Below are 17,512 nucleotides of genomic sequence, written 5' to 3' on the forward strand. Positions count from 1 at the left end.
TGCTTGCTATCGATGCGTGCATGGCGATTTTCCATCTCCACGCAAAGGTTCTTAGTCGGGCGACCGGGCAAAGCGCGGTCGCGGCGGCGGCCTATCGGCATTGCGCCGCCATGACAAACGAGACCTATGGCCGTTCCTACGACTATTCGAACAAGCGAGGGAACGTTCACAGCGAACTGGCGCTGCCTGCCAACGCGCCACAGTGGGTGCAAGAGCTGGCGGCCATGCCAACTGTCCAGGCGGCCGAAGCATTCTGGAATCGCGTCGAGGCCTTCGAGACGCGGAAGGATGCTCAGCTCGCCCGAGAAATGACGCTTGCTCTGCCGGTTGAGCTAACGCGAGAACAGAACGTCGCTCTGGTACGCGAGTTCGTTGACGAGAATTTCTCTAAAAAGGGGATCGTCGCCGATTGGGCTTACCACGATATCAAGGGAAACCCGCATGTCCACATCATGAGCTCGCTTCGTCCTCTGGCGGAACATGGGTTCGGAGCGAAGAACGTTCGGGCTTTTGATGAGAATGGCGAGCCGAAATTCTCGAAGAATGGTCATGCGCTCTACCGCCAATTCACTGGAGATAAAGAACTGATTCCGGCGCTCAGGGAAGCATGGGCCGATGTCCAGAATCACCATCTGGCCGCTCATGGTCTCGATGTTCGGGTGGATCATCGGTCTTATAGCGAGCAGGGAATAGAGCTTGAAGCGACGATGCACCGTGGCCCGACTGCCGAGGGCATGGACCGGCGCGGCGCAGAGTCGGATCGCATCGAAATCAACCGTGAAATTGAGGCCACGCGCCGTCAGCAGGTGATGAGTGATCCGTCGATCATTCTAAAGCTGATCACGGCAGAGAAATCCGTTTTCGATGAGCGTGACGTTGCCCGCGTGGTCCATCGCTACACAGACAGCTACGAGGATTTTCAGGCGCTCTATTATCGCGTCGGTGCATTGGAAAATCAGGTGATGATCTCGCCGCCGGTCTTCGACCCGATGACCGACAAGATGCTCGAACGGCCGAAGTACACGACGACGGAGGTTCTTGATACAGAGCGCAACATGATCACTTCGGCTCGCGCCCTTGCCGCGCGAGATGGCTTCTCTGTTGACGCAAAGCGGGCAACCAAGGTCATTGGAGAAGTCGAGAAGACTGCCGGGTTCAGTTTTGATCCAGAACAGAGAATGGTGATTTCCCGCCTGACCGAAACTCGTGGCGTGGCTGTAATGGTCGGCTACGCCGGTGCGGGTAAATCGACTGTGATGAACGCCGTGCGCGCCGTCTACGAGGATGAAGGGCGCCGCGTTGTTGGGGGCGCATTGGCCGGAAAGGCTGCGGTCGGATTGCAGACAAGTGCCGGGATCCAGTCGCGCACACTGGCCTCATGGGAGGCTTCTTGGAAGAACGGACTTCGTCAATTGGAGGCGGGCGATGTGTTCGTTCTTGATGAAGCGGGCATGGTCGGATCGGCGCAGATGCAGCGCTTTGTTTCGACGGTGGAAGAAGCCGGAGCGAAGCTCATTCTGCTCGGCGATGCACGTCAGTTGCAGCCGATCGAGGCCGGTGCTGCGTTCCGCGCGATTGCAAATGATGCGGGATATATCGAGCTGACCGGCGTGCGTCGCCAGCACGAAGAATGGATGCAAAATGCAACCATCGAATTCGGCCGTGGTGATGCCGCAGCCGCCCTTGGCCGCTATATCGAGCATGACCTTGTCCTTATTGAAAATAACACCGAAACCGCCCGCGACACGCTCATCAGCAATTGGCGTCAGGATTGGGAGGCTGGCGTCGATGTTCTGCTGCTGGCACACCGCAATGCGGACGTGCTGGCGCTCAACATGGCGGCGCGGTCGGTAATCAAACAAGAGGGCGGCCTGCAGGACGAACATGCTTTCCGGACGTCGCGAGGACAGCGGCAATTCGCTGTTGGAGACCGGATCGTGTTTCTCGAAAAGAGCCGTGAGCTTGGTGTTGAGAACGGCTCTTTCGGCACGGTCGAGGAGGCGGGCCGCGGCCGACTTCTGGTGAGCTTGACTGACGGCCGGACCGTCATCGTCGCACAGAATGACTGCGCCAATATCGACTACGGCTATGCGGCGACGATCCATAAGAGCCAAGGCGCAACGGTTGATCGCGTCCATGTCCTGGCAAGCCGGACGATGGATGCGCACATGGCCTATGTGGCAATGAGCCGGCATCGCGAAACTGCAACGCTTTACGCGGGCGCCGACGAGTTTGCTTCGATCGACAAACTGGTCAGTACTCTTTCTCGCGAGCGTATGAAGGATACGACGCTCGCGTTCGAGCACACGGATGACTATCAGCAGAGCGTTCGCGAATTCGCCGAGCGCCGGGGTTTCCCGTCACTCTCCGAGATTGGCGATATGTTCCGCCAGCAGCTTGCGGCCTTCCGCGAACGTTTCAACCATGCGGTCGAGCGCCTGGAGGCGCTTGGGGCGAAGTTCGCTCATACCATCCGTCCAGGACAGCGCATGGAAGCCGCGGCCAGCCAGGCGCCATCCCAGCAGGCCACGCGTAGCCAAGAGCAGGCAGCGCCGGCAATCGTCTTCCCTGAAATGACGGCCGCGGTACGGCAGGCTCTTTCGAGGCTGGAGCACAATCTCAATCACTCGGAAACGGCCGATACGGATCGAGCCCGCCGGCGGTGGTTCGCCAATCTCGCCTTCGAGATGCAGGACGGATCGACAGCGAGCGACCTGCAGCGCTTCAACCGGGAAATTGCGGCGATCGTGCCGCAGGCGACGATCGTCGCCCTGGGTCCGAACATCAACGCAGATAGCCGCGATCGTGCTCAGTCGCTCATACCAGAACCCGTGCGACAGGCCTTTATCGAACACTGGTCGTTGATCCATGCCGGACAAAAAGCCGCTCACGATCTGACCCGGCTCGAGGCGGCACGGCTTCTCGCGACGGATGCGAAGGAACGGCTGGTCATCGACCAGTATGAGAGGAAGCAGGCCATGTTCACGACACCTGAAAAGCCGCTTGTCGCGGCCGTCATCGATTGGCGCGACAGTGTCGAAGCGGCTGTTGCGGCGCGCATGGAATCTCGGCCTGCCATGCAGGCAGCGACGCAACGTCTCGAGGCGGCCGTCGCCGCGGTCTGGCAGCAGCCGGAGACCGTGCTATCGACGATCCGGACGCGGATCGATGTTGAGCGTATTTCGGTTCCTCAGTTCGCTCAGACCGTACGCGAGGATCCAGCTTCCCTTGGTGATCTCAATGGCAGTCGGAACTTCTTCGGCAGGAACGACGGCCTCCGCGAGAACGCGATTGCGGCCGTTCCCTTGGCAGTCTCCGCACTGCAGGATTACGGCCAGGTCCGCGCTACACTTAAGAATGACCTTGCGCGCGATGAGCATCAGTTCAGGACGCTGATGCGGGAGCCGGTCAACGATCTCTCGCCGGCGGCGCGCGCGCTTGTCGGCCGCATCGAGCAGACGCCGGCGGATCGACTGGCTACGCTTGTGCGGACGGCAGATGACAGCCAAGCATATGCGGAGTTGCGCAGCTTTGTCGCGACGGTGCGAGAGCGTTTCGGTGCTGTCGGCTCACATGAGCTTGACCGCGATCGGCTGGCTCAAGCAATGCCGAGCGCCGATCAAAAACGAATCGATGCCTTCGCCGAAGGCTTCAAACGTGCCGACCAGATCGTCACGTCGGTCCAGGCTGCCCGGCAGGCCCATGGCGTCCAGATAAGTCATGAGCAGCAGCACAACCTTGGAGGGGGAAGTGGTCACGGCATCTCGCACTGAGATTGTGGCAAATGAGCCACGCTTTTCGTGATGCTGTATGTTGCAAAATCTCGCGATTTGAGTAGGACTGGCATTGAGAGGGTGATCAGTCTTTGATCGCCTGTCGATGAGAAAAGACAGGGCGACTTCTTGATGCGGAACTCAGTGGTGGTGGCGCTGGCATTTCTAACGAGTGCCTGTGCGAACAAGGCCGAGAATTTCGACACGTTATCGGTCAGAAAGTATGTCGATTCCTCATTAGAGGATGTTAATAAAGAAAAACGACATGCTTCCCTTTATCCTCGTGCCATCGAGCGTTTCTCGAGGAATACTGTCAAGCTACATCCCGAGGTCGCCGGCGAGGAGCTATTACAGCCGGTCGATGCCCGCTGGAACGGCACTCTCGACGACATAACCCGCAAGGCCGCTCGCATGGCGGGGTATTCTGTGCGCGCCGACGGAGAGCGGTCGGGATCTCCGATCATGGTTTCGGTGCATTGGGCGGACATGACGCTGATCAGCCTCTTGCGGGAGGCTTTCGGCCAAGGGAAAGGGCGCGCGTGGCTCGAAGTCGATCAGGTCCAGCGCGTCATGACGATCCACTATGCCCGGCCGGAGAAGAGCCCGGTTCCTCACCTGGACGACACGACCCTATGACGCAGTTCCGTTCGATCTTTGCCGCTTTCTCCGTCTCAGTCGCCCTGGCCGGTTGCGCCACCACTCAAAATCTGGAGCAGCCGCCTCCGCCGCCCGTTGTTGGTGGCGTGGACAATCTCACGAATGGTTCGGCCGCGCCTCTGACTTATGAGCAGTTTGCCCGCAAGACGCGCAGCGGGACTGGGGCAAACGCGGTCGATGCCGAACGGTATTCCGCATTGCGCGAGGCTGCGCTGGCCTACTCGGCACAGGCTGCTTACGAGCGGCGCTCCTGGGAAATCCTGCGGGAGCTCGAGGCGCAATCTTCGCGACTGTCGCAGGAGTTCAATTTCAACGACGTCGTTTACAAGGCGCCCAAGGAGGTTGGCTATGTCGTGCCTCCTGTCGTCAGCAGGGCGAAAGAGGCCATCACCATCACCAAAGGCGGCCGCGAGAGTGTCGCGGCGGATGAATACTACCGCATCGAGAAGCCCGGCCGCCTCGTCGGCGTAGTGCCGACCTGGCGAGACTATCTGGTGATGGGCGTGGACAAGGCATCCGATCCTTCAGACCAATTCCTGCCTTCCGACAAAGAAGAGCGCAAGATTTGGGACCGCTATATGGCGGAGGGCTGGCGCCAGGGCCGCATGCAGGCCGAGGAAGCGCTGAAAGAGAACATGAACCTGCTGCGCAGGGACTATGTTGGCATGATCGAGTATCGGCGTCTGGTCGATGCGGGGCTGATTCGAAGCCTGGTCGTGTCGTCGAGCGAGGTTCGCGCGAAGGGCACGCCAGACGAGCTGTTTATCGGCCAGCGCCGCGTGAAGATCGAGAACGCAGCAACCTTCGTTTCCGACCCGAGGCACTGGAAGCCGGTCACACGCCGGTTCGAGACCGCAAAATGAACGAGTTCACCTATTCGACGAGCAGCCAGACTTCGACGGTCGATCCCGCCGATCCGCTTGGCGTGCGCAGCAAGAAGGGGGGGTGGGCGGCATTTTCATCATCGCGGCACTGATTGCCGGGTCATTGGTGGGTGGCTTTACAAACGCGGATAGCAATGATCGACGAAACGCTGCTGGATAAGTCCGAGTTCTCGACAACGGCCGCCTTCGTGCCGGTTCTGAAGGAAGAGCCGACCCGATTCGACACGTCTCCTGACATCTTCGACACCTTCATTGTCGGCGCGGCAAAGCGTGGCGCATCCGACATCACGATCCAGTCTGAGGCGCGGCCGCGGATCCAGATCAACTCGCGCCAGCATTACGGCGCGAAGCGGATCCTCCTTCGGTCTGAGGTGGATCTGCTGCTGTCCTACATCTGGCGATCGAGTGATGCGCCGAGCATCTTGCGCCAGGGCCGTTGTCTCGACTTCTCCTATGAAGTGCAGGTGAGCCGGCAGGAGCGACATCGATTCCGCGTGAATGCTACGCCCATCACAAAGAACGGCGGAGCAGGAATCGAGCTCACGCTTAGATCCTTGCCGTCGAAAACCCCGAGCCTGGACGATGTTCAGTTCGAAGGGGAATTGCGGCCGTTTCTCAACCCGAAGTCTGGAATCATCGTCATCGCCGGCGCCACCGGTCACGGCAAATCGACCACGATGGCGGCCATTACGCGCATGCACCTGGAGAACCCCGAGAACCCCCGCAAGATCGTGGACTTTCAGGCGCCGATCGAATTCACCTTTGCCGATATCCTCAGCGAGCAGGGAGATTCTCCGAGCTTTATCGGTCAGACCGAGATCGGTGAGGGCCGTGATCTTCCAACCTTCGCGACGGGCATCTGGTCCTCCCTGCGCCGAGCGCCGGCGATCATCAACGTCGGTGAAGCGCGCGATCACGGCTCAATGAGCGGCTGTATCGCCGCCAGCATTCAGGGGCACATTGTCAATACGACCACCCACGCCGGCTCTGTCGCCGAGGGCTTGAGGCGCATGGCCATGGAGTTCCCGCCCGAGGAACAGGCGTCGAGAGCGTTCGACCTGATCAGCTCCTTGCAGATATTCATCGTCCAACATTTGATCCGGACGACCAATGGTACGAGGCGCTATGCGGTGCGTGAATTCCTCGTTTTCGATGACGACGTTCGCGACCGGTTCCTGGACAAGCCAATCGACGCTTGGTCCGCTGTCGTCCGTCAGCTTCTGAAAGAAGGCATGGAATCGAGCAAGGTCATTGCCCGGCCACTTGCGCTGTCCGTCATGAAACTGGTCGACGACGGCAGGATCACCGCGGATGAGGCCCGCAGCTTCATCCCGCGGTCGATGTTCGAGATCCTAAACTGAATGGGGCACGCCTTCCATGAGGTTGTACGAAATCGTCGGCGCGAACGGATTGGACGTCATCAACTTTGGATGCTGCTCAGGCTGTGGTATTTGGCGACGGCATTGAGATCCTTTGGCGCGGCGGGGCCAATGTGCTTCCTTATCGACAGGCGAACCCAGCCGGAAATTGAATGATGTAGACTAGCGCGGCCGAGTTCTATGAGCCTGGGAGCCGTTGGTGGCCGAGAAACGGAACCAGACCATCAGCACGGCATGCATTAACATACCGGCAAGGACGAGCAGCATCCCGAATCTTGCCACACGCATGTGAATCCGCCTCTTGGTAGCATCGTCGAGAAGCACTGGAACGGGCTCTGAATACGACGACGCTGTCAACACCGCGTCCTCCCTTCCACGGTCGGCCGACATCCGTATGGCCTCAAGCATCGTGCTCCAGAAGGGAACGAAGCGCGCTGAATCGTAGGCGGGTTCAGGCGCCGTCCGGTCGCTCACGGGTCGGCATGCTGAGTCCAGCAGTAGTCCCTGCTGAGCGAGGTCAAGCTGGAACGCCCAGACCACGGCCTTGCCGCCACCGATCCGCCCGGCCGCAAGCTCGATCCGCCAACCGACCGGCAACGCACTCGAGGGTGATATGCGCTGGGCAAAGCGGACGTAGTTGTCCATAGCATAGGCAAAGAGAACGGGCCGAGCGTCGTAGCGCGACATCCACAGCGACGTCGGAGCGCTCAGTCCGACCGCGGGATCGGTGTCCCACCGTGCGGGTGCGCTAGGGCGCACCGCCGTCAGCGGAGTTGCGAGCATCTGCGCTATGCCAGGAGCAAGGCCGTCACTACGCGCAAGATAGGGAAAGAGCCAAAGACCCGCCAAGGGTCCGTTGGACCCTGTCGCCTCCTTGCCCGGCACGGAAAGCGCGTCTCGCCTGAGGTCCGCTAGCAGGGCCGGATCGATATCGGCTGGATAGACCCACAGCCGGCCGGACTCCCGGTTGAGCAACACCGCGGCTGTTCCCGCAGCCACCGGCCTGATGGCGGGTATGCCATCCGGCGGGTTCGCCAATGTGGCGAGCGGTGTGGCGGGGCTGGCACGAGCGAGGCAGCCAAGTGTCCCGAGAAGAACCGAATCGCCCGCAGCCCGAATGGTCTCGGCGCTCAGGTAGTCGAGGATATCTGCCGTTCGCACTTCCCCGGTCTCATTGATCGTCAGGTCGAGGGAATGTTGCCCGTCCGGAAGCGGGCCCAACGTGTTCAGTACGGCAAGGCGGGTGGTTCCCTCTGACCATTGATCGAAATCCGCCACACAATCCTTGACGGGGATTGAATCGCCGCCAGCACTGCCGCACTTCAGGGGGATCGCGGTGTCGTCGTCACCGCGCAGGCGCAACGACGCGTCGGCTTCCCGCGGCCCTTTCAGCAGCATCGCATAGATTAAGGCGCTGTCCTTGTTCTGCTGCAGCCAAGGCTGGCCGAACAAGGAGACATAAGCATCGCTGCTGACCACGCTCCCCCTTGTCAGGTGCACGGTCGGCGGATTGGCACTTATGCCGACAGACAGTCGGTGGCTCAATAGGTCCCATTGGTCCTGAGGGTCGCTGTCAGCGACGTGGCGCTCCACAGCGATGTTGCGAACGTTTCGCAGCACAGTGAGCCCTTCGACGATGGCGGTTTCGATGCTCTCCGTAATCCAGCGCTGCGGAATTTTGGCGTGGGCTGGTGCCGGAGGCAGTGTGGAGACCGCTTCTGGGTCCGTTTCGGAAAGCACCTCGATCACGACATTGCGCATACGATCGAGCACCGCAGGATCACTTCTCGAGCCCAGCTGTGCTGTCTGCAATGGATTGTTCAGCACGAAGAGGTCCAGGGCCCTCCTGACAAGCGGTCCCGCATCGAGGACGCGACTGCTGGCCATAAACGCAACAGGGTTGCACTCCCGCGGCGCAGCATGCCCACCGTGCAGGGCCGCGAAATCTGCCTCGAAGCATTTCGGCGTGCGCCGCACATTATCGTTTGGCAACGCATAGGAACGGAGGACCACAGATTCTGGCCTTCCAAAAACAAACAGCAGGCTGGCCATTCCGACGAGCACAAGCAGCGGACCGATCAGCACCGCCACGATAGGACTGAAGCGGCGGCACCAGCTGACTTGTGTTCCGGAAGAAAACGAAACGTGCTTGTGCCAGACGTAGCTCAAGGTCACGAGCAACGTCAGGAAGCCGAGCAATATCGCTGCGGGCCCTGAAGCGATCCACGACTGCTGGAAAAAGCCATCGAGCGTCATGCCAGAAATCCGCTTTCATTGAGGCGTCGTAGGGTCTCCTGGGTGGTGGCCTCAGCCGGAAACACGACGAGTTGGGCGCCGTGCCGCTCCAGTTCGAAGCGGGCAGCTTCGAGCCTTTGGTCTCGAAGACGAACGAAAGTCGCCGGGTGGACCTCCGAAGCGTCCTCGAAAGCCCCATTGCGCGGATCGCGAAACAATGTCGCCCCGTAGCGGTCATCGTTCGAGACGATGGCAGCAACTCTCAACCGGTTGCCGTCAACGCCCAGCTCATCGGCCATCGCAACAAGGTCATGCCGGTTGATGGACAGCCCGTCGGCAACGAAGAACACCAACGCCGCTCCGCCATGTTTCCGGACGTGGTCCGCGGGAGGAGTAAACGAAGGAGGCTGATCCAACACTGCCGGAATATCGGCACACAGCTGATTCGGATCCGCTGTCAGGACGGCCTCCCCGCCGACGCGTGCGACCTCGGCACGACCATGCGACATCGTCACGGCGCCGACGAGGAACGCGGCAAGAGTCGCTGCGTAGTCGCTCTTAGAGGGAGAGTTGCGGGCGGTCGGGAAGGCGAGCGCACCCGTGCCCTCCAACAAGACTAGCACGCTCGTAGCCTGTGACGAGGTCTTGAGCCGCACACGCGGCTTCATTGGCGGTACCACGGCGCCACGCCCAAGAACTCCGTAGAGACTGGCAGGGATAATCGCGCGTCCAGCATCGCCAGCGCGCCATTGCCGGAAACCGGCGGGAAGCCCGGCATTGCGAGCGGCGGCTGGCTGTCCGGGATGAGCGCCCCATTCGCTCAGAGCCGCCTCAAGGGACAGCAGCGGCGCGGCCCGGGGCGGCAAGCTCGCCTCGCTCAGGATTCGGCGACGCCACCGGTCCAGGAGTGCTCCTGCTGCAGCCCAATTGCGAGCTAGCGGCGAAAACATAACGAGCGCGCAGATTATCAGAACCAGGACCGAAGCGGCCGATGCGTCGATTGTCAGACGGGCCGACGACGAGCGGTTGGTGTTGAGCAACGTAATGACTTTGGAGAGATCGATCGTCGACAGCTGTTGGGGGAAGTCGAGCGGCAGTATGATTGGGGGGCCTGCCGGCGGATCGCTGAGAGTCATCGCGACCGCGCCGCGATACCCCGAAGTCCTCGGTTCCACCCTGATACGCGCCTCGCCAGTGCGCGGATTGAAGCTCTGCAGGATTAGCGAGGCCGGTTCGGTGCCAGGGGCGAAGGGCGCGGCCGAAGCGTCAGCGGGGTCCAAGTCGAGCCGCCATTTCCAAGCCGAGTCGCGCCCGGAGTGAGCGTACGCCACAAGCGTGAAGGCCCCGGTCGCCACGTCCCGATCGACAATCGTGTCCAGGACGGGAGCATCGATTGGCTGGTCCAAAGACTGTGCAAAGCGATCGAGCATCTCCATGCCACCGTCACGCGGAAACGTGCCGCTGAGGTTATCCTCTTTCGTCACCACGCGGTTGTATACGGTGCCAGTGCCCCCATCCATGAGGAAGCATAGGCCCCGCTTGAGCCGCGCCGAGTGCGGCGTCTCGATGAAATCGTGCGCAAGCTGGTCTCGGGCGAAAGGCGAATAGCCCAGAATGACCGATCTGCCGCGGCCGATCTGGACGACCTGCCGCAGCACGCTGCCGTCGCCGAGTTGCAACTGTCCTGATACCAGTCGGTCTTCTGCCCGCGGACCGAACGCGCCAAAAAATTCCGGCGCCGGGCCAGTGCGGTTGAGCGCATTGGCAAAGGGCAGCCTACCCGAGGGAAGGGGAGTGTGTAGGCAATGGTATCGAAGACCAGGAAACTCTGCCGCCAGATCGAGTGCGCAAGCGGCGTTCCTGGTGCCGAGCGTCCCATAGTCGACGCTAGCCGCCACAAGGCCACCCGACAGCGGCCTAGCGTTCCAGTTGCTCTCCATTTTGGCAAGAATCACCCGGGCAACAGTTGCCGGATCTTCCTTGGATGACATTTGCGGCAGAGGGGCCACCGCGTCCATCAGGCCGTTGGAAAGCTGTTCGCGCAGGAGCGCCGTTGTTTCAAAGAGAGTGCCGCCGATCCGCGCGGCCGCATCCTTGTATAGTTCTGAATCGAACTCAATCGACGGAATGATAGGCTGAACGAGAATCCGGCCGCCGGCGTTGATGAACTCTTTGAGCCTCCTCTGCACCACAGGGGGATCGTAGCGGCCCGGGTCGCCATTGTCGCAGATCTTGGGGACGGCCAGCAGGCGAGGGGCGGGCTGATTGGTGTCAAACAGCAGGACCGCCGCCCGTGGCACACGGCTGGTCCCGGGCCGATAGAGCCCGGACTGCTCAAGCTGGACGATCGCGTCGATGGTACGTTTGATGGGATTATCACACTGTAGATTGTCCTTGAACGTTCCTTCGCTTCCAAGGCGTCCCCGCGCCGCATTCTCGTCGAAAGCCTTGGGGAAGATCGAAACGCTCGGAGCGACCGTCTCCAGCAGCCCGCGAAGCCGAATCTGCGGATGGGAGGGCGCCGGCGACGAGACCGGTGGAACCGCAATGAGGGGGCTTTGAGGAGCGAACCAGAACAGGCTTCTTTGGGTGCTAATTGGCTCCGAAGCAGCCGCACACGAGGCGCTGGCCTCGGCGCTGCCCGCTACTCCGGGAGAGACCAAACTCTCGAGCACTGTCTCTTGAAGATTCGGCTTGGCTCCGGCGCCGCGAATGAGCAAGCCATTGGCAGTGGGGCTAGCCACGATGAGGGGCATGGATACCGTCGGCGGCAGCATTGGTGTCGCGGGCACAGCCCAGGCTGGAAGCTCACCCGCCTCTCGGGCGGAGTACTCGGGCGCCGCAACAAGCGTATTAAGGGCACCGGCCTCCACCAGCTGTTGGATCTCGAACGAGTCTAGCGCCCGGATCGCATCGGCACTAGGCGAGACGACCGCAAGGCGGCGGCTTTTGCCCAAGCATTGGCGAAACTCCTCCGGGCGGGCGAGGAGATCATCGGGACCTTGGAACCAGCAGTCGAAACTACGCCACAATGTCCGCCACGGCGACCGTATTGCCCAGTCCTTGTCGCTGGCGGCCTTCGCCCTCCCCTCTTGGCTGATGGTCTCTAGGAGCTTGCTCACCCCCCAACCAGGGTCTGGAGCGACCAAGTCGGCGGCACCCATCTCCCACCCTGCGGCGGCATGCTGATCCGCGATCGAGCCCTGGCGCGGCGTATAGAGTGTCAGCATTGGCTCCGAGGCGCGCCCCAACGCGGTGCCGCCGCGAAAGACTACCTCGCCGTCCGGCAACGACACAGTCGCGGTGATGTCAATGAACGACCACCAGTTATCCTTGCAGATGCCTTTGGAAACGTTGTCGGCGATCAGGTCCAGGTAGGCCACCGTCACAATCAGCCTTCTCCCCTGGTCAGGCCCGTTGGGGCGTTCGACGCGCACGTCGTCTCGTTGAGCGTCGGCGCCGCTCAGCAGGTTGGCGTCGATCAGGTAGGGAGGCTGGTTCGTGGATAGTCTGGGGGAAGACGTCACCTGGCAGTCGGGCGTCAGAGCGTGTTGGACGATCTGCAGCTCGATCCTTCGCGCGTCCGTGATGTGGTCCGCTGCAAAATCGAGCCGCAGCGCCACGGAGTTCCTGCCCACAGGCGTCGCCCGCCAGATCGGCGCTGTCACCGTGAGCCGACGGTCCGGTGTGTCGCCGATCTCGTGGTACTCGACGGAGGCACGAAGCGACTCGACCATTCCGAGGTACTCCGAGACTATCTCCTCCTCTCTCACCCCTCGTTCCTCGGATAGCGGTCCGCCGGGAACGCCCACCAACATGAGCCGATTTGCCCGCCACCGATTGTAGAACGGCGTGGTATCAAAGGCCTCCCCCGCCGCCGTCATAGCGGACCGAAGGTCGCGCCCCGCTAATTTAATGGCGCCACGCGAGGGGTCGCTACACCCGGGATCGCTAAGCACGAGGTATGTTACTTCGGATAGAAACGGTCGGTCGCCTAGGGGCTTGCTGAGGCTGTCCTCGAAAGCGGCGCGGTTCTCGAAAGCTTTACACTCCGCGACTACGACGAAATGCGTGGGCAAGGTGATCGTGGGAGTGAACGTTGCAATGGCCACCGCGCCGCTGCCCACGACAAGAGTGAGCGCCATGACCAGACGGCGCACACCAAGCGGCGGCCAGAGGGCAGCAATGCCTACGCACAAGGCTACCAAGAGGTAGGTACCGGGAATGATGTCCCAAAAGTCAACTGGCACGACGAACCACCGGGCCTTCCGCCTATTTGTGTGTCAAAGCTCTCAGGGCAGCGCGTGTGTTGCGGCCGCGGGCTGGGTGCTCGGCGATCGTCGATGCCGCTGCATAAATGACCATGTCGACACTGGTGCGCGTAGTGTGATGTAGGTTTAATTCGTCGAGGCGCCGCTTGATGTCGTTGACGACATTCGTGCCATAGTGTTCGGCGCGTACCCAGAACAGGTCGATGCACTCGGCGACCGTCTGGAAGGGCTGTCGACGACGGGCCAACTCGCTCGCTTCCGAGATCAACGCCATGAGTGCTTCCCCATTAGGCCAGACCTTGTCTTGCACGCAACGCAGCCGATCGAAATAGTCCCCTAGTGTCCGGTCGTAAGCGGGACGCTGCGCGACCTCCTTTAGGGCAGCCAAAAGGGCCCGCCGTTGCGCCTGAGGTATCGCGGTGAACCGCTGGCCTGCGAGCCAAGTCGTGAACTCCTTGTGATTCTTGGACGAAAAGGCCTTCGTTTGGCTATCGAGCGGCTCGAGTATCCTTTTGTCGTCGAGGTCCTTCTCGATCGAGCTGCGGATGTCCGGCTTCGTCGCGAGGTCGGGCAGACTTTGGATGAAAGCACACCACTGCTCGACCGCGGCGTCCTCGACAACCTTGTGGTCGATCATCTCCTGGCGCAGTTGCCCGGCACGACCGCCGGTCCAGATCGTCTTTGCCGCCGGCAGGAGCAACTCGTCGTCATCGAGCCGGCGGCGAAGCAATGCATCGATCTCCGGACTGCCGTGCATCAGGGTGCGCACGATCACATGGATCGCTTCCTCCTTGCGGCGCGTGTTCCCGGGCTGCGAGGCGGAAGAGAAGCTGTCCTGCACCTTGTGCGAGATCACCGTGATCGCGGAGTCAATGAAGTGCCGCCCCTGCACTTGGATCGAGCGCTGCCAAAGAGCCATCGCCTCGTTGCGCGCGACCACGGACGCTGCCTTTATCCAATCGATCAGGGCTCGTGCGTCGGGACCGTAGTGGCAGAGATCACTCAACGTGGTCATGGCCGCTTCCAACGCGGGATCGGACCGGGCAAGTCCGGACAAGAGCCTCCGCATGTCTTCGGACAAATACTCAAAGCTTGGTTTTTCCGTAGCCGGATTGCCCCAACAGCACAGCGTGGCCGCCGCGGCGCGTCGTAGCGTGCGCGGACTGGGCGGAAGGACATTGGGGGTCCGGACGGGCCCGAGCTGCGTGGCAGCAGCGTCGCTGGCAGCTACCTCGCCAACAGCAGCCTCGCCATCAGGAACCTCGGATACAGGCTCGGCCGATACCGGCTTGGTGGTCGTCGCCCGCGCAATAGCACTCGGGGCAATGGTATCGGTCAGGACGTCCAGCTGTGGACTGAGCAGCCGATACTGTCGGCCAATCCGCGCGGAAAGCGGAGGGCTCAAGTTCCTCGCGCTGGAGTCGTACCCCGGGGGATTCATGGTCATCAGTACTACAACGGGCAGCTGATAGGTGTCGCCGCCCATGATTGCCTCGCCTTCTTCGAGCAACAGTAGCAGGCTGTCCAGAACGCCATCCGAAAACCGGTTCACCTCGTCGAGAAAGAGGACGAGTGTCTGACCGGGCTTCATTAGGCCATTGGCGCCATCGCCCTCAATTTCGACTCGGCCGTTGATGACGATCGGGCGGCCCGTCCCCGGATCCCGGCGCGCGCGACTGAACAGTGGCGCGTACTTCGGCTTGGGGAGGACGACGCCGCTTCTGACTTCGAGGGCAAGATCGTCCTCGATGAGGTAGTCGCGCGGCAACTCCTTGTTCCCTTGGATTTTGATGATGCCGCTAGGCGGGATTAGGCCGCGCTGCTGCGCAATGTTGGCCGCCTGGCCGACACAGTAGGACTTGCCGCAGCCCCGTGGTCCGGCGAGCGCCACGTGCTGCTTACGCTCGATAGCGCCCACGATGGTCTCAATGAGGTCGGATCCGGTCTCGTAGAATCGCTCGACGTTGGAGGAGTCGAGCTTGTTCAAGGGATTGGGAGATGCCTTCAGCCAGAAGAGGCCGTCCTCCATCCAATTCCGAACGGTGGAGGCGAAGCGTCCTCGAAGTTCCCAATTGCTCATTCGCTTACCTCAATGCGAGTCGACTGAAGGCGTCCGAGCGCCGGCTGGTAGGCCCCAAAGTGGTTCCTGTCCCTGTTGAACACGCATGCATGCACCTCCGCGTAGACCTTCGGCCACTCATCGCTGTTCGCGCTCTTGACAACGTCGTTGACACTACTCTCATCTACTCTGATCCTGGCCGCCACCTCTTCACCGATCCGCTCCTTGAGGGACAACAGAACCCAGTCGCACAAAAACGGTACTGGGCCCTGATCGTAAAGAAAGCCGTTGATCGCCTGCCGCTGGTCTTCTGGCGTTTCCGGCTCGTTTGCCAGCATTCGGAGTTGCAGCCAGAACTCGGCTAGGCGGTCCGGCCGGTCCTTGGGAATACTATCGGCCATTGCCTGCAGCAGCGCCTTGCCGTGGTCGTCCGCGCTTTGCATCGTCTCCCCCAAGATCTCCGTGGTGGTGATCTTCGTACTTCCGAAGTTGAACCCGCCAGAAAACAGGCGGAGTATCGCGTCCAGAAACGAGCGCCTTTTCTCCTCGATCGTGACCGTGGTGGATTCGTCTGAAGAGGGAGGGGGGGGAGGAGGAATGAGCGCCGGCGGAATGTATGCGAAATCGGGAACAAAGGGCGTGCTATCGGTGGGAGCGTCAGCCGGTGCCGGGGGAGGCTCGATCATTGGCGCCGGCAAGGCGTTGAGTTCCGCCTCGAGCTTCTCGACATCGATCCTCAGTTCGTTGTTCTCCGAGTTCCAGGAAGCCAGCTTCACCTGGACGGCAGCCAGCCGGCCGCTCAGGCTGTCACACGCTTTGGCTTCAACCCGCAGTTTTGCGTACTGGCGGAGCGCATCCCGGGCCGTTCCTTCCCTGCTTTCGACAACCTGCTCCAGAGCGGCCATGTCATTTACCAGCCGTCCGCAACCGTCAGTCACCAGCGTCGATGGTTCGACCGGAGGCGGGGTGCCATTATCGACCTTGGACTTAAGGAGGGGAGTGACGGAAATGCCCACCAGCTCGACCGTGACCACCGCCAGTAGCAACTGCCGCTGCCAGGGCCTAAGCATGACGCCATCGACCATTCCGTGCCCCCGCCATGCCGCCAGCACAATCGCCACGACGACAAGCAGCGCTGCGGGGAGAGCCGCCCAGGCAAGCCAGTCATAAGCGTGCGTTGCAACCACGCCGACAATGATCAGCAGGGCCGCGGCAAATCCGACCGCCAGACCATCGAGTATACCGTAGGGCTTCATGGCGCCCTTACTCGTTCGGGTCGAAATACTTGCTTAGGCAAGCCTGAACGTCCGACGCGACCGAGGCGCCGTATCTCGAATTTTCGACCGTGGCCATGATTTTTGCAACGAATTCCTGGTCGGATACTTGGATCGGACCCTGAATATTGGCGGCTTTGAACACCTCGTCGCACTCGAAGCGGCCGGTCTTGGTTGCCTTGTTGATGAGTTCGACTACCCTATGCGCGGCGTCTTGCTTCAGACCGCCCTCCACAAGGGCCTTCTCGGCGACGACCTTGAGCCCGCTCTCGGCCAGCTTGCCTAGCGCGGCCAGATCACCCTCGTTGGCCTTGCCGAACTTGCGAGCGACGTCGAACAGCGTCTTGATGCCCTCGGGCGAAACAGGCTTGCCCTGGTTGATGTCGTTGATCACGCTGGCGATGCCCTGCACATCCTTGGACGAAATCTTCGCCGGCAGAATGCTCGGGAGGATGGCCGCCGCGGCCGCGGCACAGATGCCGGCCGAAGCAACCATGCAGACCCCCGCGACGCCGCCAATCGCCGCGACCATCGCGTCGTCGCTGTTGTCCGGATCCTCCGCGCTCTGCTGCACGCGCGCGTCGTTGCCTCCGTTGACCTGATTGGCGGGATCGTCGTTCGTTTGCTTGGCCACATCGACATCTTCCTTTAGCGCGGTCCCGGCGCGATCTGCTACCTCGGGAGGAACGCCCGCCTCCTTAGCCTGCTTCACGACGCCGTCGATGATGGCGTCGGCGTCGTCATATTTGTCCGAGGGTGGCGTGGGCGGAACCCGGCTGGCAAGGCATGATGGGTCGACCGCGATGATCAGGCTACCGTCCGGTCGCGTCCCGATGAAGGTTCCCGGAATTGTCACCAGGGTTTTGCCTGAGGAGTCCTGGCCGGTCACCTCGGTGACGCAGCTCAACGTCGGAGTGCTTTGGGCGAGCGCCGATTTTGGGGCCGCCAGCGTAGAGGCAAGTATCGCCGGAACCGTACAC

Annotated in this window: 9 protein-coding genes; 4 read left to right on the forward strand and 5 right to left on the reverse strand. The window is 61.4% G+C overall.

The window, feature by feature from the left end; all coding sequences use genetic code 11:
- Nucleotides 1–20: 20 nt before the first annotated feature.
- The 4 genes from traA to SS05631_RS30435 all read left to right on the forward strand — a co-directional run bounded on the left by traA (nucleotide 21) and on the right by SS05631_RS30435 (nucleotide 6,675).
- Complete coding sequence (gene traA, locus SS05631_RS30420; protein ID WP_050988352.1) at nucleotides 21–3,773, forward strand: Ti-type conjugative transfer relaxase TraA; 3,753 nt, start codon at nucleotides 21–23, stop codon at nucleotides 3,771–3,773.
- Between the two features lie 132 nt (nucleotides 3,774–3,905).
- On the forward strand, nucleotides 3,906–4,409 hold the full coding sequence (locus SS05631_RS30425) for a DotD/TraH family lipoprotein (RefSeq protein ID WP_037424825.1): 504 nt from the start codon (nucleotides 3,906–3,908) through the stop codon (nucleotides 4,407–4,409).
- On the forward strand, nucleotides 4,406–5,293 hold the full coding sequence (locus SS05631_RS30430; RefSeq protein ID WP_037424823.1) for a type IV secretory system conjugative DNA transfer family protein: 888 nt from the start codon (nucleotides 4,406–4,408) through the stop codon (nucleotides 5,291–5,293). The genes SS05631_RS30425 and SS05631_RS30430 overlap by 4 nt, the downstream gene beginning before the upstream one ends.
- A gap of 155 nt (nucleotides 5,294–5,448) precedes the next feature.
- Nucleotides 5,449–6,675 (forward strand): ATPase, T2SS/T4P/T4SS family, encoded by a 1,227-nt coding sequence (locus tag SS05631_RS30435; protein WP_037424821.1) that lies wholly within the window; start codon nucleotides 5,449–5,451, stop codon nucleotides 6,673–6,675.
- 180 nt (nucleotides 6,676–6,855) lie between these two features.
- On the opposite strand, the gene SS05631_RS30440 is transcribed toward SS05631_RS30435, so the two are convergent.
- From SS05631_RS30440 to SS05631_RS30460, 5 genes are read right to left on the reverse strand one after another with little or no spacing between them, the layout of a single operon-like run.
- Entirely contained in the window at nucleotides 6,856–8,949 is a 2,094-nt protein-coding gene (locus SS05631_RS30440) for a hypothetical protein (RefSeq protein WP_050988351.1), read from the reverse strand.
- Nucleotides 8,946–13,178, reverse strand: a complete 4,233-nt coding sequence (locus SS05631_RS30445; protein ID WP_037424816.1) for a hypothetical protein — start codon at nucleotides 13,176–13,178, stop codon at nucleotides 8,946–8,948. The genes SS05631_RS30440 and SS05631_RS30445 overlap by 4 nt, the downstream gene beginning before the upstream one ends.
- 22 nt (nucleotides 13,179–13,200) lie before the next feature.
- The gene (locus SS05631_RS31735) at nucleotides 13,201–15,279 is read right to left on the reverse strand and encodes an ATP-binding protein (protein ID WP_037424810.1); all 2,079 of its coding nucleotides are present in this window, start codon (nucleotides 15,277–15,279) and stop codon (nucleotides 13,201–13,203) included.
- On the reverse strand, nucleotides 15,276–16,514 hold the full coding sequence (locus SS05631_RS30455; RefSeq protein WP_037424808.1) for a hypothetical protein: 1,239 nt from the start codon (nucleotides 16,512–16,514) through the stop codon (nucleotides 15,276–15,278). The genes SS05631_RS31735 and SS05631_RS30455 overlap by 4 nt, the downstream gene beginning before the upstream one ends.
- 7 nt (nucleotides 16,515–16,521) lie before the next feature.
- Complete coding sequence (locus tag SS05631_RS30460; RefSeq protein ID WP_157213209.1) at nucleotides 16,522–17,421, reverse strand: hypothetical protein; 900 nt, start codon at nucleotides 17,419–17,421, stop codon at nucleotides 16,522–16,524.
- Nucleotides 17,422–17,512 lie beyond the last annotated feature (91 nt).

This window comes from Sinorhizobium sp. CCBAU 05631, from assembly GCF_002288505.1.
Taxonomy (GTDB): Bacteria; Pseudomonadota; Alphaproteobacteria; order Rhizobiales; family Rhizobiaceae; genus Sinorhizobium; species Sinorhizobium fredii_C.